Origin of the sequence: Exiguobacterium abrahamii (assembly GCF_015645365.1) — a bacterium.
Classification (GTDB): domain Bacteria; phylum Bacillota; class Bacilli; order Exiguobacteriales; family Exiguobacteriaceae; genus Exiguobacterium_A; species Exiguobacterium_A abrahamii.
The window spans coordinates 110385-133302 of the sequence record NZ_JADOYC010000002.1; the positions used below are offsets into that span (position 1 = coordinate 110385).

At 47.7% G+C, this 22918-nt stretch carries 24 protein-coding genes; 22 read left to right on the forward strand and 2 right to left on the reverse strand.

Features of this window, described 5'->3' with window-relative positions:
- Position 1 precedes the first annotated feature (1 nt).
- The 7 genes from yhbY to ITJ88_RS10300 all read left to right on the forward strand — a co-directional run bounded on the left by yhbY (position 2) and on the right by ITJ88_RS10300 (position 5497).
- Positions 2-295 (forward strand): ribosome assembly RNA-binding protein YhbY, encoded by a 294-nt coding sequence (gene yhbY, locus ITJ88_RS10270; RefSeq protein WP_195865609.1) that lies wholly within the window; start codon positions 2-4, stop codon positions 293-295.
- Entirely contained in the window at positions 292-861 is a 570-nt protein-coding gene (gene nadD / locus ITJ88_RS10275) for a nicotinate-nucleotide adenylyltransferase (protein ID WP_035409307.1), read from the forward strand. The genes yhbY and nadD overlap by 4 nt, the downstream gene beginning before the upstream one ends.
- Positions 851-1426: a bis(5'-nucleosyl)-tetraphosphatase (symmetrical) YqeK gene (gene yqeK / locus ITJ88_RS10280; protein ID WP_149426926.1), complete on the forward strand. Its 576-nt coding sequence runs from the start codon at positions 851-853 to the stop codon at positions 1424-1426. The genes nadD and yqeK overlap by 11 nt, the downstream gene beginning before the upstream one ends.
- Positions 1423-1770 carry a ribosome silencing factor gene (gene rsfS, locus ITJ88_RS10285; protein ID WP_023467427.1) on the forward strand — a complete coding sequence of 116 codons (348 nt, stop codon included), beginning with the start codon at positions 1423-1425 and terminating at the stop codon, positions 1768-1770. The genes yqeK and rsfS overlap by 4 nt, the downstream gene beginning before the upstream one ends.
- Positions 1770-2498 carry a class I SAM-dependent DNA methyltransferase gene (locus ITJ88_RS10290; protein ID WP_195865610.1) on the forward strand — a complete coding sequence of 243 codons (729 nt, stop codon included), beginning with the start codon at positions 1770-1772 and terminating at the stop codon, positions 2496-2498. Before rsfS ends, ITJ88_RS10290 begins: the two co-directional genes overlap by 1 nt.
- Before the next feature lie 228 nt (positions 2499-2726).
- Positions 2727-3335, forward strand: a complete 609-nt coding sequence (locus ITJ88_RS10295; RefSeq protein ID WP_195865708.1) for a helix-hairpin-helix domain-containing protein — start codon at positions 2727-2729, stop codon at positions 3333-3335.
- On the forward strand, positions 3335-5497 hold the full coding sequence (locus ITJ88_RS10300) for a DNA internalization-related competence protein ComEC/Rec2 (protein ID WP_195865611.1): 2163 nt from the start codon (positions 3335-3337) through the stop codon (positions 5495-5497). The genes ITJ88_RS10295 and ITJ88_RS10300 overlap by 1 nt, the downstream gene beginning before the upstream one ends.
- 36 nt (positions 5498-5533) lie before the next feature.
- Here the strand turns inward: ITJ88_RS10300 and ITJ88_RS10305 are convergent, their stop codons facing one another.
- The gene (locus ITJ88_RS10305) at positions 5534-5695 is read right to left on the reverse strand and encodes a YqzM family protein (protein ID WP_023467431.1); all 162 of its coding nucleotides are present in this window, start codon (positions 5693-5695) and stop codon (positions 5534-5536) included.
- Between the two features lie 100 nt (positions 5696-5795).
- Between ITJ88_RS10305 and holA the strand changes: the two genes are divergently transcribed.
- Both holA and ITJ88_RS10315 read left to right on the forward strand, forming a co-directional pair.
- Entirely contained in the window at positions 5796-6797 is a 1002-nt protein-coding gene (gene holA, locus ITJ88_RS10310) for a DNA polymerase III subunit delta (protein ID WP_023467432.1), read from the forward strand.
- Between the two features lie 13 nt (positions 6798-6810).
- Positions 6811-7254 (forward strand): GNAT family N-acetyltransferase, encoded by a 444-nt coding sequence (locus ITJ88_RS10315; protein ID WP_230088804.1) that lies wholly within the window; start codon positions 6811-6813, stop codon positions 7252-7254.
- Positions 7255-7381: 127 nt separating this feature from the next.
- On the opposite strand, the gene rpsT is transcribed toward ITJ88_RS10315, so the two are convergent.
- On the reverse strand, positions 7382-7642 hold the full coding sequence (gene rpsT / locus ITJ88_RS10320) for a 30S ribosomal protein S20 (protein ID WP_023467434.1): 261 nt from the start codon (positions 7640-7642) through the stop codon (positions 7382-7384).
- Positions 7643-7874: 232 nt separating this feature from the next.
- On the opposite strand from rpsT, the gene lepA reads away from it, so the two are divergent.
- The 13 genes from lepA to deoC all read left to right on the forward strand — a co-directional run bounded on the left by lepA (position 7875) and on the right by deoC (position 22807).
- Positions 7875-9698, forward strand: coding sequence for a translation elongation factor 4 (lepA, locus tag ITJ88_RS10325; RefSeq protein ID WP_087679802.1), 1824 nt, complete (start codon positions 7875-7877; stop codon positions 9696-9698).
- A gap of 58 nt (positions 9699-9756) precedes the next feature.
- Positions 9757-10902 carry a radical SAM family heme chaperone HemW gene (hemW, locus tag ITJ88_RS10330; protein ID WP_195865612.1) on the forward strand — a complete coding sequence of 382 codons (1146 nt, stop codon included), beginning with the start codon at positions 9757-9759 and terminating at the stop codon, positions 10900-10902.
- A 317-nt stretch (positions 10903-11219) separates the two neighbouring features.
- Positions 11220-12254, forward strand: a complete 1035-nt coding sequence (gene hrcA, locus ITJ88_RS10335) for a heat-inducible transcriptional repressor HrcA (protein WP_195865613.1) — start codon at positions 11220-11222, stop codon at positions 12252-12254.
- 24 nt (positions 12255-12278) lie between these two features.
- On the forward strand, positions 12279-12836 hold the full coding sequence (grpE, locus tag ITJ88_RS10340) for a nucleotide exchange factor GrpE (protein ID WP_023467440.1): 558 nt from the start codon (positions 12279-12281) through the stop codon (positions 12834-12836).
- 48 nt (positions 12837-12884) lie between these two features.
- Positions 12885-14711 (forward strand): molecular chaperone DnaK, encoded by a 1827-nt coding sequence (dnaK, locus tag ITJ88_RS10345; protein WP_035398411.1) that lies wholly within the window; start codon positions 12885-12887, stop codon positions 14709-14711.
- A 132-nt stretch (positions 14712-14843) separates the two neighbouring features.
- Positions 14844-15950, forward strand: a complete 1107-nt coding sequence (gene dnaJ, locus ITJ88_RS10350) for a molecular chaperone DnaJ (protein ID WP_023467442.1) — start codon at positions 14844-14846, stop codon at positions 15948-15950.
- A 25-nt stretch (positions 15951-15975) separates the two neighbouring features.
- A complete protein-coding gene (gene prmA / locus ITJ88_RS10355; protein ID WP_029341002.1) occupies positions 15976-16923 on the forward strand; it encodes a 50S ribosomal protein L11 methyltransferase in 948 nt (315 codons plus the stop codon).
- Positions 16924-16927: 4 nt separating this feature from the next.
- Positions 16928-17674 (forward strand): 16S rRNA (uracil(1498)-N(3))-methyltransferase, encoded by a 747-nt coding sequence (locus ITJ88_RS10360; protein WP_195865614.1) that lies wholly within the window; start codon positions 16928-16930, stop codon positions 17672-17674.
- A gap of 5 nt (positions 17675-17679) precedes the next feature.
- Positions 17680-19014 carry a tRNA (N(6)-L-threonylcarbamoyladenosine(37)-C(2))-methylthiotransferase MtaB gene (mtaB, locus tag ITJ88_RS10365; RefSeq protein ID WP_023467445.1) on the forward strand — a complete coding sequence of 445 codons (1335 nt, stop codon included), beginning with the start codon at positions 17680-17682 and terminating at the stop codon, positions 19012-19014.
- A gap of 525 nt (positions 19015-19539) precedes the next feature.
- On the forward strand, positions 19540-20235 hold the full coding sequence (gene rluF, locus ITJ88_RS10370; RefSeq protein ID WP_195865615.1) for a 23S rRNA pseudouridine(2604) synthase RluF: 696 nt from the start codon (positions 19540-19542) through the stop codon (positions 20233-20235).
- Between the two features lie 47 nt (positions 20236-20282).
- A complete protein-coding gene (rarD, locus tag ITJ88_RS10375; RefSeq protein ID WP_230088805.1) occupies positions 20283-21164 on the forward strand; it encodes an EamA family transporter RarD in 882 nt (293 codons plus the stop codon).
- A gap of 16 nt (positions 21165-21180) precedes the next feature.
- The gene (rarD, locus tag ITJ88_RS10380; protein WP_195865617.1) at positions 21181-22065 is read left to right on the forward strand and encodes an EamA family transporter RarD; all 885 of its coding nucleotides are present in this window, start codon (positions 21181-21183) and stop codon (positions 22063-22065) included.
- 76 nt (positions 22066-22141) lie between these two features.
- Positions 22142-22807 (forward strand): deoxyribose-phosphate aldolase, encoded by a 666-nt coding sequence (deoC, locus tag ITJ88_RS10385; RefSeq protein WP_023467449.1) that lies wholly within the window; start codon positions 22142-22144, stop codon positions 22805-22807.
- Positions 22808-22918 lie beyond the last annotated feature (111 nt).

Below are 22918 nucleotides of genomic sequence, written 5' to 3' on the forward strand. Positions count from 1 at the left end.
CATGTTAACAGGTAAACAAAAACGTTTTTTACGCGCGACAGCTCACGACTTAAACCCGATTTTCCAAGTCGGTAAAAATGGAGTCGGAGAAGCGATGTGCGCTGATTTGATGGATGCGCTCGAAAAACGGGAACTCTTGAAAGTACAAGTATTGCAAAATTGTACGGACGCACCGAAGGATGTCGCACAAGAACTCGTCGCAGGAACGAATGCTGAACTCGTTCAAGTCATCGGAAAAGTCATCGTTCTCTATAAAGAATCAAAAGAGAACAAGACGCTCGAATTGCCACGATGAAAATCGGACTGATGGGCGGAACGTTCGATCCTCCGCATATCGGTCATCTCCTGATTGCCGAACAAGCGCAGGAACAACTCGAACTCGATGCGGTCTGGTTTTTACCGGCGAATGTGCCACCGCATAAACAACGTACTGTCACAGATGCAACGAAGCGTCTACGTCTTGTAGAAGAAGCAATTGCATTGAATCCGGCTTTTTCCGTCTCGGCAATTGAGTTTGAGCGGAAAGAGCCTTCCTATACGTATGATACGATTCGTGCACTCAAGCATCGGTACCCAGAGCATGAGTTTCTGTTTCTGATCGGTGCGGATTCACTTGTGAGTCTCGATACGTGGTATCAAGCCGAACGGTTATACGAGGAAGTCGTCTTTGGTGCCGTCGCTCGACCGGGCAGTCGGTATCTGATTCCGCGTGGTGCCCGTGTGAAAGCGGTCGATATGCCATTGCTAGAAATTTCTTCGACGGATATCCGGCAACGGGTCGCGCGCGGACGGAGCATTCGCTACCTTGTACCGGAAGCCGTTCGACAACGGATTGAGGAGTGGAATCTATATGCGCCTTGAAGAAGCACGTCAAATCATTGAGCGTACGTTGCCTGAGCGACGCTATGTGCACACATTAGGTGTCGTCGAGACAGCGCGACACTTAGCTCTTAAATATGGTGTTGACGAAGAAGAAGCAACACTTGCTGCTATGCTTCATGATTATGCGAAATACCGCGATACGAATGAGATGCGTTCGATTGCCGTTGAATTGAATCAACGGGTTTTACTCGATTATGATGACGAACTGCTTCATGCGCCAGTAGGTGCGGAGCTTATCCGTCGAGAACTTGGTCTTGATTCAGACGTGATTTATCAGGCCATCGCAAATCACACGACGGGGGCACCCGGTATGCCGTTGCTCGATCAAATCATCTTCGTCGCGGATGCGATTGAACCAAATCGCAGTTATCCAGGTGTCGAAGCGCTTCGTGAAGTAGCGGAGCAGGATTTGACGGACGCTGTCATTGCAACACTCAGTCAGACGATTCATTTTTTATGTAAAAAACAAGCCATCATCTTTCCGCGTACGATTGAGACTTATAATGCCTTCGTCGCGGCCAAACGAAAGGGGACCGTCCTATGACAGTCGAACAAGAATTACAATTAATCGTAAATGCCATCGACGATAAACGCGCTGAAGATATCGTCGTCCTGAATATGTCGAGCATCTCACCAGTTGCCGACTACTTCGTCATCTGTGAAGGGAATTCAGAAAAACAAGTACAGGCAATTGCACGTGAACTCAAAGAAGTCGCGCACGAACATAACCTGCCGATCAAACGTCTCGAAGGATTCGATGCGGCACGTTGGGTGTTAGCGGATCTTGAAAACGTCGTCGTTCACGTCTTCCACCGTGACGATCGTGATTACTATAATCTCGAAAAACTCTGGGCAGATGCTCCAAAGGTTGAAGTCGAGGTCAACTAATGGCATACGAACAGTTCGCCTACATCTATGATGAATTGATGCAAGACGTCCCGTACGATCAATGGGTCGACTGGGTCAAAGCATACGTTCCGACTGGCAGTACGATTGCTGATATCGGATGTGGAACGGGTACGGCGACACTTGCATTAGCGGCACACTATGACATGCTCGGAATCGATTTATCGGAAGAGATGCTCGAAGTCGCGCAGGAAAAAGCGATGGAAGAGGGATTACGCATTCAATTCTGGGCGCAAGACATGCGCGAAATCGAATTGCCGACACCTGTCGATGCCGTGACGATCCTATGCGACTCCTTGAACTATCTCCGGACGGAAGAGGATGTCAAACAGACGTTTACACATGTAGCAGCAATCCTCAAAGAGGGTGGACGTCTCTTATTTGATACACACTCTCCATACAAGATGGAAACGTTGTTCAATGGAAAGACATATGCGACACATGCGGAGCAAAGTTCGTATATCTGGTTCGCTGATCCTGGTGAAGCACCGCTTTCTGTCGTCCATGAACTGACTTTTTTCATCGAGGAAGAGGACGGTCGCTATGAGCGTGTCGATGAAACGCATCATCAGCGGACGTATCCTCCAGCACAGTACGTGACGTGGTTACGCGACGCCGGATTCCGGGTCCTCGCGGTCACAGGCGATTTTGGACCGGATGCTCCTTCTGAGACGGCCGAGCGGATTTTCTTCGTTGCTGAAAAAATGTAAAAGTGATCTCATCCGTCTTCTTTAAGCGATACACGTTCGTGTTGCTTGAAGGAGACGGATTTTTTGTTCGTCAAACAGATGCTAATTCAAAGTAACGGTATGGATGATATGACCTTTATCCGACATAACACACCGTATCATGTTGTAAAAGAGTGGTTAGTGCGTATTCCTTCGTTTCCTGAAGTCCGTAGCGACCTGTTAGAGTCGTGGAAAAAGGAGGGATTCGTCTTGACCGTTCCACGTTTGCAACAAATCGCAGGTCTCGTCGTCGTCCTGCTACTCATCATTTTATTGTTCGTACCATTACCCTCTTGTTTGAATGAAGCGATGGTCGATCAACCGTCCTTAACGGATAAACAACAAGAGGCAAAAGCCGAGCCTGTAGAAAAAGATACCTCGATTCGAGACAAACTCATCATGGTCGATGTGAAAGGGGCGGTAGAAGCACCTGGACCCTATCAATTCCATCTCGGTGATCGAGTGAAGGATGCAATCGAAAAAGCAAAGACGACTGAGAAAGCTGATATTCGACAAATGAATCTCGCGGCACGCCTCATTGATGGACAGGAAGTCATCGTGCCGGTAAAAAAGACGAAAGATCAGCCGAAACCAACGAAACGCTCAAAAGCAGAGATACCGAAAGCATTGATTGACCTCAATGCGGCAACGGCGGAACAGTTGATGGAGGTTCCGGGAATCGGTCCTGCCAAAGCAGAAGCGATCTTGGCCTACCGTGAGGAGAAGGGAGGATTTGCGACGTATGAATCACTCGGAGATGTGAAGGGCTTTGGGGAAAAGACGTTAGAATCGCTTAAATCCTACCTGATCGTCTACTGATGCCACTTCATGCGCTGTTCGTTCTCTTACTCATTGTCGCCATTAAAGAATCGATCTGGTGGTTAGTGACGCTGATGCTATTTACTGTCATGAAGTCATGGTCTTTTTCAATCGGTCGTCTTTTCTTCTTGTTCATTCTGAGTTGTCTATTCATCGGAATGGGTCATCTGTCACCTGAACCGCACGACGTCTCGTCTGTTGACATCTTATCAGGTAAGCGTAATGGGGATCGAATTCGCTATGATGCGGAGAGCAACGGTCAATCGGTTCTATTGACGGCAACGATTGCAGAAGATGAGACAGGATACGAACGAATCGGTTACTCCTGTCACGTCGATACGGAACCGCTCGATGTCCGCCAACAATCGAATGCGGGAGGTTTTGACGAACTGCAATTCATGCATACGCATCGTTACGCTGGAAAGTGGGAAGTCCGTTCGTTTGATTCCTGTCATCCGACACTTGGATATGCGGCAGAAGGAAGACGGGTACGTGAAGCATGGTTGAAACGGATAGAAGAATTGTTACCACAAAAACAAGCATTCTACGTCGAAGCACTTGTATTTGGTGAGGATCGATTAATGGATCAAGTGACGCTCGAACGGTTTAAGAAATTCGGCTTATTACATGCGATTGTCATTTCAGGGTCACATATCGCTTTTTTAGTAGTTAGTCTGCTGTACGTCTTACGAAAAATCAGAATGACAAAAGAAAAACGACTTGATATCGTTCTGATCTTACTGCCGATTTACGGATGGTTGACGGAGTGGAGTCCTCCAGTCACGCGGGCTGTGCTCGTCGCGATCATTCTGTTGCTCGGTCGTCGTTTCCACAAACCGTTAGATCCGGTCGAGGTCATTGCCGGGGTCGCGGCTTTTCAATTGGCGATTCAACCAACTGTCATTTACGATATCGGATTTCAATTGACGGTCGGCCTGACGCTGTTTCTTGTGCTGTCGAGACGACTAATGGGTTCGGTTCGTCGTCCTTGGAACTGGCTGCTTATCAGTGCTTGGGCACAGTTTGGAACACTCCTCTTTTTACAGGGTATTGAACAGACGACGGTTTCAATTTGGTCGCCATTGTTGAACCTATTGATTGGTAGCTGGATTGAGTGGGTGATTCTGCCGGGATCTTTCCTCCTTGCGACACTCCCGTTCTTACCGCTCAGTTCGACGTTTCAGATCGCGCATCAGTACGCGATTCAATGGATGGACCAAGCATTACAGCTATCGGAACATCTGCCGTTAGCAATGGTTGCCGTTCCAACATTTTCTCCGATCGTCTTGACAATCGTCGTTGTCGGAACGGGAATTGCTTGGTTCATTGCTGAGCGGAGATGGTGGGGGCATGCGCTCCCGCTGATTCTTTTACTTACGGCATGGGGTTACACGGAGTGGCGCGCATCTGAACAAATCACGTTTTTAGATGTTGGGCAAGGGGATAGTATCGTACTTGAGAAAGCAGGAGAGACGTTCGTCGTAGACACAGGTGGTGTTTATCAGCAAACGACACATCCACTGCTCCGTCCGTTTGATCCGGGTAGTCATATCGTCGCGCCCTTTTTATTCACACGAGGAGAAGCAGAAATCGACGGTCTCATCGTGACGCATGCTGATCATGATCACGTCGGTGGACTGCTAGGATTACTGCGTCAAGTTCGCGTGAAAACCATTTATTTAGGTGCGTATGACAACACGGATGAGAAGCGAAACGATTTGATTCATTCGATCGAAGCAACTGGGACGCGTGTCGAGTTCGTTCAAAAGGGGCAAACGATTCGTCCTTGGTTACATGTACTTGCACCGACTGGACGAGAAGAAGAAGAGAACGATCGGTCTATCATATTACTTGCACAGATTGCCAAACAACGTGTTTTACTGACGGGTGACGCTGGCCTAGCAATCGAGGACGAATTAAGCGTTGGACCAATCGATATTCTAAAAGCAGGTCATCATGGTTCGAACACGTCGACCGGTGAAGAACTCTTGCAGAAGACAAATCCGAAGATTGTCATCTTATCAGTCGGACGAAAAAATCGATACGGGCATCCGCATCCGGACGTGCTTGAGCGGATCGGGACAGATCGGATCGTCTTTCGAACGGATGAGGACGGGAGTGTAACTTGTTCTTCAGCGGGCTGTGAACCTATGATAAAATAAAAAAACAGCAACCCCCCAAGGTTGCTGTTTTACTGATTATAGACTTAAGAACTTAATTGCGACACCGATGATGAACAAGACTGCGAAGAAGCCGAATGATGCACCAAAACCAACGGCAGAGTCGAGCGCATCGTTGCGTTTTGATTGAATATCGTTCTCGAACGCGTTTTCACTTGGTGGGCGTACTGAATGTGCCATGCTGCATTCCCCCTTAATAGATTCCGCTTCTAGTATAGCGGAATAAAAGAGGATTATCTATGATGAAGTTAAGAACAAACTGTGAAATGTGGTGGGAATGATGAAAACTCCTTGGCTCGTCAACGGAAAATTAGCGAATTTATACTTATTATATGGAACAGAACGACACTTGTTAGAAGAATGGGAACGTGAAATCGTAAAAGCGGCTCTTCCAGATGGAGAACGCTTTGATTATATGAAAATCGATTTGAACGACCAACCGCTTGATGCGGTACTCGATGAAGCGGAGACGGTACCCTTTTTAAGCGACTACCGCGTCGTCGTTGCAAAACCTGCAACGTTTCTGACAGGGGCAAAAGATAAAAAACAACATAACCTCGAACGGTTAGCGGATTATATCCTACAACCGGCAGACTACGCGGTCGTCGTCTTGATCGTCGAAGCAGAAAAGCTCGATGAACGAAAAACCGTCGTCAAACGATTGAAGGAGCGCGCGACGGTACTAGAAGCAAAAAAACCGACGACCGAAGAGTTGTTCCGCTTCGTCCTGGATGCTGTCAACGACAAAGGCTACCGGATGGAACGTCCGGCAATCGAGCGACTCATTTTTTTGACTGCTGAGATGTGGGGGACATTAGCCCATGAACTTGAGAAGTTGATGTTGTTTGCAGGAGATCGACCGACGATCGAAATCGAGGATGTTGATTTGCTTGTTCCGCGGACATTAGAGGACAATGTCTTTCAATTAACGGACTACTTGATGAAGCGTCAACTCGAACCAGCGATCCGCTTGATTCGCGATCTTGAAAAACAAGGTCAGGAAGTGTTGGCTCTTCTTGGACTGATGGCACGCCAATACCGGATGATGTTGCTGTCGAAACGATTAGCAGAACAAGGATACGGAGAACGACAAATCGCATCAAAAGTCGGAGCTCATCCGTATGCGATCAAATTGGCACTCCAGTCTGCCAAACGGTTTACGTTTGCGCAGCTCGAGCAAGCACTCATCGCCATCACGACGACAGATGAAGGTATGAAAACAGGACGCGGTGATAAGAAGATTCTATTCGATGCGTTGATCGTTCGCTTAGCGACGCTATAAGAGGAGGCAAATGATGATGGAAGTCCAGATCATTACAGCAGAAGAGGTCATCCCATTACGGCATGATGTGTTACGTCCGCATCAACCACGTGAAGCATGTATCTACCCAGACGATGCCTTGCCATCGACGTTTCATCTCGGCGGGATAAAAGCACAACAAATCGTTGCAATCGGTAGTTTCTCGGAACAATCGCATGCACAAGCGCCGGGAGCGACGTATCAGCTTCGTGGTATGGCGTCGAGTGAAGAGGTGCGTGGTGAAGGGTATGGTCGGGCGCTGATCGAAGAAGCCCGTCGTCTATTGAAAGAACGACAAGTGACAGCGTGGTGGTGTAACGCCCGCGTCACGGCACTTCCTTTTTATGAGCGTCTTGGACTAGAACGTGTTGGAGAACCGTTCCTCATTGAAGGGATCGGTCTTCACTATGTCATGATCGACCGTCTAGACAACAAGTAAGACAATAAATGGCGGACGAAGGAATCGTTTCACACGAGTCCTTCGTCCGCCATTTCAGATCAAATAAAAAAATCGCCACTGGAGAACCCTCCTAGTGGCGACCCATCACCGTATTCTTCGGAAAGAATTAAAGTGCGTTTACGAGTTTAGCGAGACGTGATTTGTCACGACCAGCTTTGTTGCTGTGGATGAGACCTTTAGCAGCAGCTTTGTCGATTTTTTTAGAAGCTGTAGCGAAAGCAAGGACCGCTTGGTCTTTGTTACCTTCAGCTGCGAAAGTTTCGACTGCTTTAATCGCTGAACGCATTGCCGATTTACGTTGTACGTTAGCGACGCGGCGTTTTTCAGCTGTTTTAACGCGTTTGATTGCTGATTTAATGTTAGCCATGGATGATTCACCTCCAATAAAACTCATTCGAGATTTATATTCGCATATCTGCAGTTATCGTTCAACAGAACAAACACAATTGTAGCAAACGTTTTTCTTAAAAGCAATACGACGTCTAGGGAATCTTCACATTTTGTTTTTAGGGTAAAACAAAACGAGATAGTACAGTGAAGCGCTTTTTGGTATAATGAACCGTATGTACGTTTGAAAATAAGGTAAGGTGACTCTAAACATGACGAATGAAGACCGTTTAAAGCGGCAGAAGAGTATTCGTAACTTCTCGATCATTGCCCATATCGATCACGGGAAGTCGACACTCGCTGACCGAATTTTAGAAAAAACTGGCGCGTTGACATCGCGCGAAATGAAAGATCAGACACTTGATGCCATGGAGCTCGAACGTGAGCGTGGCATCACGATTAAACTCAATGCTGTTCAATTGAAGTATACAGCAAAAGATGGAGAAGACTATATTCTTCACCTCATTGATACACCGGGACACGTCGACTTCACGTATGAAGTCTCGCGTTCACTTGCAGCTTGTGAAGGGGCTGTCCTCGTCGTCGATGCGGCGCAAGGAATCGAAGCGCAGACGCTTGCGAACGTTTACTTAGCACTCGACAACGATCTCGAAATCCTTCCGATCATCAACAAAATTGATTTACCTTCTGCAGACGTCGAACGCGTCCGTCAAGAAATCGAAGATGTCATCGGACTCGATGCGTCTGAAGCTGTTCCGACTTCTGCGAAGGCAGGGATCGGCATTGAAGAAATTCTCGAACAAATCGTCGAGAAAGTACCAGCGCCGACGGGTGATCCGTCTGCACCACTCGAAGCATTGATTTTTGACTCCTATTATGACGCTTACCGTGGTGTCGTAGCATCGATTCGAATCGTCAACGGAACAGTTAAAGTCGGCGACAAGATTCGGATGATGTCGACAGGTAAGGACTTTGAGGTTCTGGAGCTTGCCGTTGCGACACCAAAACCATTACGTCAGCAAGAATTGACGGTCGGTGATGTTGGAACGTTGTCTGCGTCGATCAAAACGGTCGGCGATGTACGTGTCGGGGATACGATCACGCTTGCGAAACAGCCAGCTGCTGAAGCACTGCCAGGATACCGGAAGATGAATCCGATGGTGTACTGTGGACTCTATCCAATCGATGCTGCGAAATACAACGATTTACGAGAAGCGCTTGAAAAACTACAACTCAGTGACGCGGCGCTTGAATTCGAACCAGAAACATCACAAGCACTCGGATTCGGATTCCGTTGTGGATTCCTCGGAATGCTCCACATGGAAATCATCCAGGAGCGGATCGAACGTGAGTTCAACATCGATATGATTACGACGGCACCGTCGGTTATCTATCACGTGACGACGACAGCGGGTGAAGTCTTGCACGTCGATAACCCATCGAAGATGCCGGATCAGCAAAAAGTCGAATTCATCGAAGAGCCGTTCGTTAAGGCTGCTGTCATGACACCAAATGACTACGTCGGTGCGATCATGGAGTTGTGCCAGAAGAAGCGTGGGACATTCGTTGACATGCAATACATCGATACGACACGTGTCAAAATCACGTATGAGTTACCGTTATCTGAGATCGTCTACGACTTCTTCGATCAGTTGAAATCGAGTACGAAAGGGTATGCGTCACTTGATTATGAATTGATCGGCTATCAACAGTCGCGTCTCGTCAAGATGGACATCCTGCTCAACAACGAGAACGTCGATGCGCTCAGCTTCATCGTTCACCGTGACTTCGCGTACGAACGCGGGAAAGTCATCGTTGATAAGTTGAAAGAACTGATTCCGCGGATGCAGTTTGAAGTGCCGATCCAGGCAGCAGTCGGAACGAAGATTGTCGCTCGTTCGACGATCAAAGCATTACGGAAGAACGTTCTCGCGAAATGTTACGGGGGAGATATCTCTCGGAAACGGAAGCTGCTCGAGAAGCAAAAAGAAGGTAAGAAACGCATGAAGATGGTAGGCTCAGTAGAGGTACCGCAAGAAGCCTTCATGTCCGTTCTATCCATGGACGAAGATTAAACAGGTGGGGGGCGCTTGCGTCCCCTTTTTGGTTTTTATAGAGAAAGGATGAGGCGAAATGGGAATACGCGCCGCATATGTCCACATCCCTTTTTGTGAACATATTTGTTATTACTGTGATTTCAATAAAGTCTTTTTAAAGAATCAGCCCGTTGATGAATACCTCGATGCGCTCGAACGCGAAATCGAACTGACGTTGAAACAATACCCGACGGATCATCTCGAGACGATCTTCATCGGTGGAGGAACACCAACCGCTTTAAATGAACCACAGATGCAACGGTTGATGGGAATCATCCAGAAACACTTGTTGCCCCTGACAGGCGATGATTTAGAGTTTACGGTCGAGTCGAACCCGGACGGTGTATCAGAAGAGAAGCTCGATATCATGAAGGCGGGCGGTGTCAACCGCGTCAGTTTTGGTGTCCAATCGTTTGATGACAGCTTGCTCGAACGAATCGGTCGGACGCACCGGGAAGCGAAAGTCGCGCAGACGCTCGACGCAGCAGCGAAACGGTTTGATAACATCTCCGTCGACTTGATGTTCGGCTTACCGAATCAGACGCTCGATCAGGTCCGCTACGATGTCACGCGGGCACTTCAATTGCCGATCACGCATATCTCTTCTTATTCATTGATTTTAGAACCGCATACGGTCTTTGCGATTCAGGAGCGAAAAGGAAAGTTACCTTTACCGACGCAAGATCTCGAGGCTGAGATGTACCAAGTGATGATCGATACGATTGAAGCAGGTGGATATGCGCAGTATGAGATCTCGAACTTCGCGCAAACAGGAAAAGAGAGTCGCCATAATCGCGTCTACTGGGAAAACGATGAGTATTACGGATTCGGTGCAGGATCACACAGCTATATTAATCAGACGCGTCGTGCGAACATCGCACCAATTCCGCACTATATCAAGGCGGAAGGGTTACCGGTTCGAAAAGAGACGCCGTTGACGAACGTCGAGCGGATGGAAGAAGAGATGTTCCTCGGACTTCGAATGAAGGATGGCGTATCACTCGAACGTTTCCGGACGAAATATGGAGTAGCGTTTGAAGATGTGTTTGGTGATGTCATGAAACGTTTATTGCCAAACGGTCTCGTCGAACAGACGGAGACACATATCCGTTTAACGCCAGCCGGTGTTCCGTTAGCGAACGAAGTCTTTGCAGAATTCATCGGTGAAGCGCAGGTTCAATGAATCTTGAATAAATGAAAAGAAGCGGTGTTCCCTTAAAAAAAGAGGAATACTGCTTCTTTTCATTTTTTGGATTTCCTTAAAAAATAGGCAGTCGTTCCGATGACCGCGATGAACAGCCAGACAAAGACTCCTGCCATTGCCAATAATTCAATCATCCGATTCATCCTTTCCGTTCTTTGTTTCACTGTATCGCAGAATGGGAAACTGTTCAAAGGGTCACGCAATTCGGTTGACATCGGACGGACAATTCCTTATAGTAAAAGATGTAATTAGCACTCGTTAAAAGTGAGTGCTAACAAAATAAGGTGGTGAAGAAGGTGCTGACGGATCGTCAATTGTTGATTTTACGTGCAATCGTCGATGATTACATCAAGACTGCTCAACCCGTCGGCTCACGGACGCTCTCCAAGCGAGACGACGTGACGTTCAGTTCCGCGACCATTCGTAACGAGATGGCGGACCTCGAAGAGATGGGTCTGATTGAAAAGCCACACACTTCCGCAGGACGGATTCCTTCCGAACTCGGATATCGTTTTTATGTCGACCATCTGATTCGTCCGGAAAGCATCACACCAAAAGAAGCGCAGGCATTGAAATCACTCTTTGCCCATTCCGTGAATGAGAATGATCGGTTGATTCGGCACACAGCAGACCTGTTGAGCGATTTAACCCATTACACGACGCTTGTACTTGGACCAAAAGAAGACGGACAACGCTTGCATCATCTGGAATTGATTCCTCTTGCCGAAGGTCGTGTCGTCATCGTTCTCGTCACCGAGACGGGACATGTCGAACACAAGACCTTGCAATTGAATCAAGCGTTGTCCCAGGAAGCAGCGGGCCGACTGATGGAACGTCTGAATCAGACGTTACGCGGTACGCCACTCTCAGCCTTGCGCAGTCGTCTGCTCGAGGAAATCCGTCGCTTCCGTTCAGAGCATTCTGAACAGACGGTGTTGCTCTCGAAGGCACTTGATCTCGTCTTGACGGATCAAGAGGAGCGACCGTTCATCTATCTGGGCGGGAAAGCCAACATGTTCGATCAGCCTGAATTTCAGGACGTCGCAAAACTACGACCTGTTCTCGAGTTGATCGAACAGCAAGAAGCCGTTCTCGATTTTCTCCGACCGAATCTCGATAATCAAATCCTGATTACGATCGGGAGTGAGAACAATGTGGATGCATTAAAAGATTGTAGCGTCATCCGGGCCCATTATTCGGTCGACGGTGTCTCGATCGGGACACTCGCTTTGATCGGACCGAAACGGATGGATTACAATCGGGGAATCAACTCGATCATCCATCTACTTCAAGCATTCCAAACCGAATTGCATAAGAACAATTTGGATTGAATATAGAAAGGGGCTCGATTCAGAGTGGAAGAAAAAGAACAGAATCAAAACCTCCAACAAGAAGAAAACGTGACAGAGCCGACTGAAACCGTCGAAGTCACAGAAGAAGAAGTCATCCAAGCGGATCTCGTCGAAGATGAGAAACCAGACTTCGAAGCACAACTCGCAGAAGCGAAAGCTTCAGAATTACGCCTCCGTGCGGATTTTGAGAACTTCAAACGCCGCAACCGTGTCGAAGCAGAGAATCGCGCGAAGTATTCTTCACAAGCCATCGTCGAAAAGCTATTGCCACTCGTCGATAACTTGGATCGTGCGCTCCAAATCGAGACGGAAAACGAAGAGACGAAATCCGTCTTGACGGGTGTCGAAATGGTGAAACGTCAACTCGTCGAAACGCTTCAAAATGAAGGCGTCGTCGAGATTCCAGCTGTCGGTGAAGCATTCGATCCGAACTTACACCAAGCGGTCGTTCAAGAAGCGAGCGAAGAACACGAATCAGGCGTCGTCATCGCTGAATTCCAAAAAGGGTACAAATTGCACGATCGTGTGATTCGTCCGAGTATGGTTAAAGTAGCTGAGTAATCAGCTTGCACTTTATTATTCCAATCATTGAAAGCGAGGAAATAGATCATGGCAAAAATCATCGGTATTGACTTAGGGACAACGAACTCATGTGTTGCAGTAATGGAAGGTGGCGAACCCGTCGTCATCGCTAACGCAGAAGGAAACCGTACGACACCATCTGTCGTCGCATTCAAAAACGGCGAGCGTCAAGTAGGGGAAGTCGCAAAACGTCAAGCGATCACGAACCCGAACACGATCATGTCGATCAAGCGTCATATGGGTACGGACTATAAAGTAGAAGTTGAAGGCAAAGACTACACACCACAAGAAGTCTCTGCGATCATCCTTCAAAAACTAAAAGCACAAGCAGAAGACTACCTCGGTGAAAAAGTCACAGAAGCTGTCATCACAGTACCTGCTTACTTCAACGATGCAGAACGCCAAGCGACAAAAGACGCTGGTACGATTGCTGGTCTTGATGTAAAACGGATCATCAACGAGCCTACAGCGGCAGCACTCGCATACGGTCTCGAAAAAGGCGAAGATCACACGATCCTCATCTATGACCTTGGTGGCGGTACGTTCGACGTGTCGATCCTTGAACTCGGTGATGGCGTCTTTGAAGTTGTTTCAACTGCTGGTGACAGCCGTCTTGGTGGAGATGATTTCGACCAAAAAATCATCGACCATCTCGTAGCAGAATTCAAAAAAGAAAACGGCATCGATCTTGCTCAAGATAAGATGGCGCTTCAACGTTTGAAAGATGCAGCTGAAAAAGCGAAAAAAGACCTTTCAGGTGTTTCTTCAACACAAATCAGCCTTCCGTTCATCACAGCTGGCGCATCAGGTCCACTTCACTTGGAAATGACGCTTTCACGCGCGAAATTCGACGATCTCACAGCAGATCTCGTTGAACGTACGATGGAACCAACACGCCGTGCTATGAACGATGCAGGTCTGACACCAGACAAAATCGACAAAATCATCCTCGTTGGTGGTTCGACTCGTATTCCTGCAGTTCAAAAAGCAATCCAGGACTTCACTGGTAAAGAATCGTTCAAAGGGGTTAACCCGGATGAAGTCGTTGCCCTCGGTGCAGCGGTTCAAGGTGGCGTATTGACAGGAGACGTCAAAGACGTCGTTCTTCTCGACGTAACTCCACTCTCACTCGGTATCGAGACAATGGGTGGCGTGATGACGAAATTGATCGATCGTAACACAACGATCCCAACTTCGAAATCACAAGTCTTCTCGACTGCAGCAGACAGCCAACCAGCTGTTGACATCCACGTCCTCCAAGGGGAACGTCCAATGGCAGCAGATAACAAAACACTTGGTCGCTTCCAATTGACGGACATTCCGCCAGCACCACGTGGTGTGCCACAAATCGAAGTTAAATTCGACATCGATGCGAACGGTATCGTTAACGTTTCTGCGAAAGATCTCGGAACGAACAAAGAACAGTCGATCACGATCCAATCATCAAGCGGTTTGACTGAAGCGGACATCGAGCAAATGGTCAAAGATGCAGAAGCAAACGCGGACGCAGACAACAAGCGTAAAGAAGAAGTCGAATTACGCAACGAAGCAGACCAACTCGTCTTCGCAACAGATAAAGCAATCAAAGACCTCGGTGAGCAAGTCGCTGACGCTGATAAAGAAAAAGCAGAAGCTGCAAAAGAAAAAGTAACAAAAGCTCTCGAAGGAACAGACATCGAAGCAATCCGTTCTGCAAAAGACGAATTGTCGACAGTCGTCCAAGAGTTGACACAAAAAGTCTACGAGAACATGGCACAGCAACAAGCTGGCGCTGAAGGCGCACAAGCTGGTGGTCAAGACGACAACGTCATGGACGCTGAGTTCGAAGAAGTCGACGAGAAAGACAACAAGTAATTCATCCGACCGATTTTTCGGGCGCTAGAGAGAGCCAAAGCGTATCCGCGCTTTGGCTCTTTCCATGTCGCACGAAGTTCGGTAAAATCAAACAGTATGAAATGAATCGGAATAGAGAGAGGAAGACTGCACGTGGAAAAACGCGATTATTATGAAGTACTAGGCGTCGCGCGCGATGCCTCATCAGCGGAAATCAAACGCGCGTACCGTAAGCTTGCCCGGACGTACCACCCGGACGTCAACAAGGAAGCAGATGCGGATGCGAAATTCAAGGAATTATCGGAAGCGTATGAAGTGTTATCCGATGACAATAAACGAGCACGTTACGACCAATTCGGTCACCAAGATCCATCACAAGGTGGCGGTGGATTCAGTGGAGCTGAAGGTTTTGGCGACATCTTCGACATGTTCTTCGGTGGCGGACGTCGTCAAGATCCAAACGCACCACGTAAAGGACAGGATTTGCAATACGTCGAGGAAATCGACTTCATGGAATCGGTCACAGGCGTCGAGAAGACGATTACGATCCCAGTCGAAGAAGATTGCGGTACATGTCATGGTTCGGGTGCTAAACCAGGAACACATCCGGAAACATGTAAACGATGCGGTGGTTCGGGTCACATCAACGTCGAACAAAACACGATGTTCGGTCGTGTCGTCAACCAAACGACATGTTCGACATGTCATGGCCGTGGACAAATCGTCAAGGAGCCATGTGAAACATGTCGTGGAGCCGGACGCGTTCGTAAAAACAAAGATGTCCGTGTCAAAATTCCAGCAGGGATCGACAATGGGCAACAAATCCGCTTAGCAGGTAAAGGGGAAGCCGGTGTCAACGGTGGACCAGCAGGTGACTTGTATGTCGTCGTTCGTGTCGCAGCACACGAACTGTTCGAACGTGTCGATGATCATATCGTCATGGATATGCCACTTACATTCGCGCAAGCAACACTTGGCGATGAGATCGAAGTGCCGACTGTTCACGGTAAGGTCAGTCTGAAGATTCCAGCCGGAACACAGACAGGATCACGATTCCGTCTCCGCGGAAAAGGGATGCCGAACGTTCGGTCCGGTCACCATGGCGACCAGTACGTCAATGTCGTCGTCATTACACCGAAGAATCTGACGGAACGTCAAAAAGAACTCTTACGGGAATTCAATGAAATCAGCGATGAAAAAGGTGTCGAAGAGCAACACGAAGGTGTCTTCAGCCGGATCAAGACATTCTTTACAGGGTGATCACTACAGAGGAGCGTGACAAGAAATGAAATGGTCAGAGATCTGTGTCCATACGACACAAGAAGCCATCGAAGCAGTTTCAAACATCTTACATGAAGCGGGAGCAAGCGGAGTCGTCATCGAGGACGTCGAAGATTTCGAGATGATGTCCCACCGCGAAGATAACTTCGGTGAAATTTGGGATGAGACGAAACGGGACGAGTACCCGACTCAAGGTGTACTCGTGAAGGCGTATCTTGCAGAAAGCAGCGATTTGACGGACACGATCAAAGGCATCGAACATGACATCCAACAATTGACGAACTTCGGTCTGTCGATTGGCACGGGTGCTGTCACGCTGACTCAAGTAGATGAAGAAGATTGGGCTCATTCATGGAAACAATTCTATAAGCCAGTCAAGATCAGTCGCCATCTGACGGTCGTCCCGATGTGGGAAGACTACACGCCACAGCCGGATGAAAAAATCATCGAGCTCGATCCAGGTATGGCATTCGGAACGGGAACACACCCGACGACGGTCCTCTGTATTCAAGCGATTGAGAACTACTTGCAAGAGCAAGACCGTGTCGTCGATGTCGGAACGGGATCCGGTGTCCTCGCGATTGCAGCTGCGAAGCTTGGGGCAAAGGATGTCTTTGCACTCGATTTAGACGAAGTCGCTGTCAAATCAGCGACGGAAAACGTCGCTTTGAACGAAGTCAGTGAGCAGATCACGGTTCGCCAAGGCGACTTGATGAAGGAATTGAGTGAGCCGGTCGAGTTGATCGTCGCAAACATCTTAGCGGAAGTCATCCTCCTCTTCGTCAAGGATGCCTATACATTGACGTTACCAGGTGGTCATTTCATCGCTTCCGGTATCATCAGTCAGAAGAAGGATATGGTCGTCCAAGCGATGCAAGAAGCAGGATTTACGATCGTCGAGACAACGAAGCTTGAGGACTGGGTCGCGATCATCGCGAAACGGGAGGCGTAAACACATGCAACGGTATTTCGTCGAGCCCTCGATGCGTCAGGGAGATGTGTTTCATCTCCCGAAAGACGACGCACACCATATGAAAAACGTCATGCGGATGGAAGTCGGCGGAGAGATTCTCGTACTCGACGGGACAGGTCTTTACCGGTGCCGCCTGGAATCACTCGATAAACAAGCGGCTTCTGCCCGGATCGAAGAGACTCTACCGATCGAGACAGAATTACCGATTCGTGTGACGATCGCCCATGGATTGCCAAAAGGTGATAAGATCGAACTCGTTGCCCAAAAAGCAACGGAACTCGGGATCCATCATCTACGGATTTTCGAAGCCGACCGTTCCGTCTCGAAATGGGATCAGAAGAAGGTTCCGAAAAAGATTGAACGACTTGAAAAAATCGTCAAGGAAGCAGCGGAACAATCGTACCGTGCCCACTTGCCGACAGTCGACTTCGTGGCGTATGATGAAGTCTTACAGGATGCATCGAACTATACGGCTTGTCTGGTTGCCTATGAAGAATCAGCGAAACAAGGGGAGGCCTCCGTCCTCGCTACGACGCTTGCTGGGCTGCAAGAGGGCGATTCGCTTCTTGTCGTCATCGGACCTGAAGGTGGGTTCGCTGAAGCAGAAATCGCACGTTTGACGGATGCCGGTTTTAAAAAAGCCGCTCTAGGGCGCCGCATCTTACGGACGGAAACGGCACCATTGTATGTCCTTTCCGCCGTCTCGTATCATTTTGAATTGAAAGGGTGAACGAAATGGCAACTGTTGCCTTTCAAACGCTTGGCTGTAAAGTCAACCATTACGAAACAGAAGCTGTCTGGCAACTGTTTAAGGACGCTGGCTACGCACGCGTTGATTTTGCGGATCATGCGGACGTGTATGTCGTCAATACATGTACGGTCACGAATACCGGAGATAAGAAAAGTCGCCAAGTCATCCGACGGGCGATTCGCCAAAATCCGGATAGTGTCATCTGCGTAACCGGCTGTTATGCCCAAACGTCTCCTGCTGAGATCATGGCGATTCCCGGCGTCGATGTCGTCGTCGGAACGCAAGATCGGCATAAAATGATTGGATACATCGAACAATTCCGTGAAGAACGCATGCCAATCAATGCGGTCGGAAACATCATGAAAGCCAAAGTCTATGAAGAACTGGATGTACCGGCCTTTACGGACCGGACACGGGCTTCGCTGAAAATTCAAGAAGGTTGTAACAACTTCTGTACGTTCTGTATCATCCCATGGGCACGTGGTCTCATGCGGTCTCGTCAACCGGAAGATGTCTTGAAGCAAGCACAACAGCTCGTTGATGCGGGTTACAAAGAAATCGTCTTGACGGGAATCCATACAGGTGGATACGGAGAAGACTTAAAAGACTACAACTTAGCGAAATTACTTAAAGCACTCGAATCCGTCAATGGACTTGAACGCTTACGCATTTCGTCGATTGAAGCGAGTCAAATCACGGACGAGGTACTTGATGTCCTGAAGGATTCGCCGATCGTCGTTCGTCACTTGCACGTTCCGATCCAGTCGGCATCGGATACGGTCCTTCGCCGGATGCGCCGCAAGTATACGATGGCAGAATTCGGAGAACGGATCACGCGTCTGAAGGAAGTCCTGCCTGACTGTGCGATCACGTCAGATGTCATCGTCGGTTTCCCAGGTGAGACGGAAGAAGAGTTTATGGAAACATTCAACTTCATCAATGATCATAAGTTCAGTGAGTTGCATGTTTTCCCGTACTCGAAACGGACAGGTACACCAGCTGCGATGATGGATGACCAAGTCGAGGAATCAATCAAAGAAGAACGCGTCGCGCGTTTGATCGCCTTATCGGATCAACTCGCGAAGGAATATGCTTCGAAATACGAAGGGGAACTGCTTGAGATCATTCCGGAAGAATTCTCGGAAGAAGCAGGCGGTCGTCTCGTCGGTTATACGGATAACTATCTGCGTGTCGCAATCGAAGGGGATGAGTCGATGATCGGACAACTCGTTCGTGTCAAAATCACGAAAGCCGGCTATCCGATGAATGACGGTCAATTCGTCCGCATCATGCAGACATTAAAAGACGCTGCGGTCTAATGATTCGTAAAAGCGATCTCGATATATGCATATAAGAAAACAGCCTCGAAATAGGGGCTGTTTTCTTACGTTACTATGTAGGGGGCTTTAGATTTTTAAAATAACTTTTAATCGATTCATTTTAGAAAATGATTTTATGTTATGGTTTTCATAAGTAGATTATTACCAGAAACAAGACCTCATGATAGGAGCATATCACTTCACACAAAAAGGGATTTTTCAAAATGAAAACAAACGGATTATCAGTTCTATCAGTCATCTTAACAGTATTGATGTTCATCGTTTTATTTAATCAAGAGGCATTTGCGTATAGTTCAATTATTTTAATCGTCCTAATAATAAGTATTACTTGTTTGACGTTTTTGAACACAGGTAAGAAAAAACAATGAATCGATCATTGAATTAAAGACTAAAGACGACATGCATTGCTTTTCTTACATAGAGGAGCATCGCATGTTATTTTGTTTTCATTTCAGGAATGCGCTACACTGAATACAGTTCAATTAAGGAAAGAGGATATCATTCATGCGAATCAACAAATTCATTAGCGAAACGGGCTTTTGCTCAAGACGTGCTGCCGATAAACTGATCGATGCAGGTCGTGTGACGATCAACGGTCTGACAGCAGAACTCGGCTCGCAAGCTGAAGAGACGGACGTCGTCGAAATCGACGGTCAGCCGCTCCAGACAAAACCAAAACCTGTCTACATCGTCTTAAATAAACCAGTCGGCATCACGTGTACGACGGAGCTTGACATCGAAGGAAACATCATCGATTTCGTCAACCATCCGAAGCGGATTTTCCCGATCGGTCGTCTCGATAAAGATTCAGACGGCTTGATTCTTTTGACGAATGACGGTGATGTCGTCAACCGGATCCTTCGAGCAGAAAACAATCACGATAAAGAATATATCGTAACCGTTGATGCACCAATCACGGATACGTTCATTCAAGGGATGGCAAGTGGTGTCGACATTCTCGGTACGACGACGAAGGAATGTATCGTTGAGCCGCTCGAGACACGGACGTTCCGGATCATTTTGACGCAAGGATTAAATCGTCAGATTCGCCGTATGTGTAAAGAGTTCGGCTATCGGGTCAAACGTCTGCAACGCGTTCGGATCATGAATATCGAGCTCGGCGATTTACCAATCGGTTCTTGGCGTGATGTGACAGAAGAGGAATTACGCGAATTGTTTACAACGCTTGACGGGCAATAAGGTTCAAAGAAAGTCGCCACTGGCGGCTTTCTTCATACATAAGGGGGATGACCGTGGATAAACGGGGTATGAGTGCGACATTCGTCGCCTACGTGATTGGTGGACTGTTGCCGATCTACAAAGTATTTGCTGCTGGTATTCCAGCATGGACGGTCGTTTCGATTCGGATTTTGAGTGCGTTCATTTTCGTGACACTGTTGTTACGCCTGACGAAGAAATTCCAATTCGTTCGTCAATTATGGCAAAACAAACGTCAGCGCTATACCGTGCTTGCGGCAGGACTCGTATTAGGCGGGAACTGGTCGCTCTATCTGTACGCCATCGGGGAAGGGTATATCGTTGAGTCGTCACTCGGGTATTACATCAATCCGCTCGTCAGCGTCTTGTTCGGTTTGATCTTTTTTAAGGAACGATTGACGCGTCCGCAAGCGATTGCGATTTTATCAGCAATCATCGGTGTGATGATTTTAACGCTCGGTTATGGTCAATTTCCGATCATCGCCTTTTCACTTGCCGTTTCGTTCGCATTTTACGGTGTGCTGAAGAAAAAGGCAGCAGCCGAACCATTATCCGGATTATTTTTAGAGACACTGGTCACGCTCCCGTTCGCTCTCTTGACATTAGGCGTAACGGATAGTCAACCGCTTGCGATGCCGACGAGTGCGCTGATTGCGATCATCATGCTCGGGATCGCAACAGCAGTCCAATTGATGTTATTCGGATACGGAATGCCGAAAATCCCGTTTGTCTACGTCGGGATTCTCCAATACATTGCCCCGACGCTGACGTTACTCCTTGGAATTTATCTATTTAATGACGTCTTTACGACGATTCACTTCATCGCTTTCCTGTTCATTTGGATTGCTGTTGCTCTCTTTACGATCAGCGGTTTATCGGCAGGGAAAATGCGAATGAAGAAGGTATCATAATGAAAGAAGGGATTACGTGAATCTACCTGGATTCTTCGCGACACTTGTCGCGTATGTCATTTGGGGACTCTTACCGCTCTACTGGAAGATGCTCGCCAATGTACCGAGTGAAGAGATACTGGCACACCGCATCATCTGGTCATTCTTATTTCTGCTCATCTTATTATCATTTCAAAAAGCACTTGGGAAGTGGAAGACGGCGCTGCGTGATCCGTTCACGCGCCGACTCTTTTTCTTAAACGGACTGATCATCAGTCTGAACTGGTTCATCTATATCTGGGCCGTCAATCATCAATTCATTGTTGAAGCGTCGCTTGGTTATTACATCAATCCGCTTGTCAGCATCGTCTTTGGTGTCTTCTTCTTTCGCGAAAAGCTTTCACGGATCGAATGGATCTCGATTGTTCTTGCAACGATCGGTGTCTTGATTTTGACGATTGGCTACGGCGAGTTTCCGTGGATTTCGATCGCACTTGCCTTAAGCTTCGGCTTTTATGGCGTCGTCAAAAAGCGACGACCGCTCGAATCAACGGTCAGTTTGACGCTCGAGACGATGGCGCCGCTTCCGCTGGCTTTGATTTTCCTCGGCTATTGGCAAGTACAAGGAACGTCTTCGATGACCGAATCTGTCGGTACGACGACCGGACTTATCTTGACCGGGATCGTGACCGCTGTTCCACTTTTGTTATTCGGATTCGGAGCACAACGGATTCCATTCACGTGGGTCGGGTTCCTCCAATTCGTCGCACCAACCTTGTCGCTTGGACTTGGTGTATTGCTGTATCATGAACCATTTACTAAAACACACATGGTGGCGTTTACATGTATTTGGACAGCAGCAATCGTCTTTACGCTCAATGGTGTCTGGATTCGGAAAAAACAGCTCCGAAAAGTCGCGTAAAAAGATAGAAGTCTGACCTCTTGCGTGATAGAATAAAAACAGAGTCTAAGGGATACCCTTAAGGAGGACAACAAACATGAATTTAGCAGGAATGATCGACCATACGGCACTGAAGCCAGAAACATCACGTGCTCAGATCGAAACACTCTGTAAAGAAGCATTAGAATACAAATTTGCAAGCGTCTGTGTTAACCCAACATACGTCGCGCTAGCAGCAGAACTCTTAAAATCAGATGACGACGTCAAAGTATGTACAGTCATCGGCTTCCCACTTGGAGCAAACACACCAGAAGTGAAAGCATTCGAAACAAAAGATGCGATCCAAAACGGTGCAACAGAAATCGATATGGTTCTCAACATCGGCGCATTAAAAGATGGCGACCTTGAGTTAGTAGAACGTGACATTCGTGCGGTTGTCGAAGCGGCAAACGGTACACTCGTTAAAGTCATCTTCGAAAACTGCCTTCTTACAAAAGAAGAAATCAAAACAGCTGCTGAACTTTCAGTTAAAGCAGGTGCTAACTTCGTGAAAACATCGACTGGTTTCTCAACAGGTGGTGCAACTGTCGAAGACATCCGTCTCATGCGTGAGACAGTTGGTCCTGACATCGGTGTTAAAGCATCTGGTGGCGTTCGTGACTTCGAAGGTGCAAAAGCAATGATCGATGCAGGTGCATCACGCATTGGTGCATCAGCAGGAATCGCAATCGTTACAGGTGGTACATCTGATAGCGATTACTAAGAATATCTGACATGTCCCTCTTTTTTAGAGGGGCATTTTTTTGTTATGGGACTATTCTGAATTTAAATTTTGTATTAAGAAGTCAGACATCGCTTCCGATAATCAGATGTA

Bases quoted from the DNA above. Each gene is read 5' to 3' on its own strand.
- yhbY (WP_195865609.1), top strand. From the start codon at position 2: ATGTTAACAGGTAAACAAAAACGTTTTTTACGCGCGACAGCTCACGAC.
- nadD (WP_035409307.1), top strand. From the start codon at position 292: ATGAAAATCGGACTGATGGGCGGAACGTTCGATCCTCCGCATATCGGT.
- yqeK (WP_149426926.1), top strand. From the start codon at position 851: ATGCGCCTTGAAGAAGCACGTCAAATCATTGAGCGTACGTTGCCTGAG.
- rsfS (WP_023467427.1), top strand. From the start codon at position 1,423: ATGACAGTCGAACAAGAATTACAATTAATCGTAAATGCCATCGACGAT.
- ITJ88_RS10290 (WP_195865610.1), top strand. From the start codon at position 1,770: ATGGCATACGAACAGTTCGCCTACATCTATGATGAATTGATGCAAGAC.
- ITJ88_RS10300 (WP_195865611.1), top strand. From the start codon at position 3,335: ATGCCACTTCATGCGCTGTTCGTTCTCTTACTCATTGTCGCCATTAAA.
- ITJ88_RS10305 (WP_023467431.1), bottom strand. From the start codon at position 5,695: ATGGCACATTCAGTACGCCCACCAAGTGAAAACGCGTTCGAGAACGAT.
- holA (WP_023467432.1), top strand. From the start codon at position 5,796: ATGAAAACTCCTTGGCTCGTCAACGGAAAATTAGCGAATTTATACTTA.
- ITJ88_RS10315 (WP_230088804.1), top strand. From the start codon at position 6,811: ATGATGGAAGTCCAGATCATTACAGCAGAAGAGGTCATCCCATTACGG.
- rpsT (WP_023467434.1), bottom strand. From the start codon at position 7,642: ATGGCTAACATTAAATCAGCAATCAAACGCGTTAAAACAGCTGAAAAA.
- lepA (WP_087679802.1), top strand. From the start codon at position 7,875: ATGACGAATGAAGACCGTTTAAAGCGGCAGAAGAGTATTCGTAACTTC.
- hemW (WP_195865612.1), top strand. From the start codon at position 9,757: ATGGGAATACGCGCCGCATATGTCCACATCCCTTTTTGTGAACATATT.
- dnaK (WP_035398411.1), top strand. From the start codon at position 12,885: ATGGCAAAAATCATCGGTATTGACTTAGGGACAACGAACTCATGTGTT.
- prmA (WP_029341002.1), top strand. From the start codon at position 15,976: ATGAAATGGTCAGAGATCTGTGTCCATACGACACAAGAAGCCATCGAA.
- ITJ88_RS10360 (WP_195865614.1), top strand. From the start codon at position 16,928: ATGCAACGGTATTTCGTCGAGCCCTCGATGCGTCAGGGAGATGTGTTT.
- mtaB (WP_023467445.1), top strand. From the start codon at position 17,680: ATGGCAACTGTTGCCTTTCAAACGCTTGGCTGTAAAGTCAACCATTAC.
- rluF (WP_195865615.1), top strand. From the start codon at position 19,540: ATGCGAATCAACAAATTCATTAGCGAAACGGGCTTTTGCTCAAGACGT.
- rarD (WP_230088805.1), top strand. From the start codon at position 20,283: ATGACCGTGGATAAACGGGGTATGAGTGCGACATTCGTCGCCTACGTG.
- deoC (WP_023467449.1), top strand. From the start codon at position 22,142: ATGAATTTAGCAGGAATGATCGACCATACGGCACTGAAGCCAGAAACA.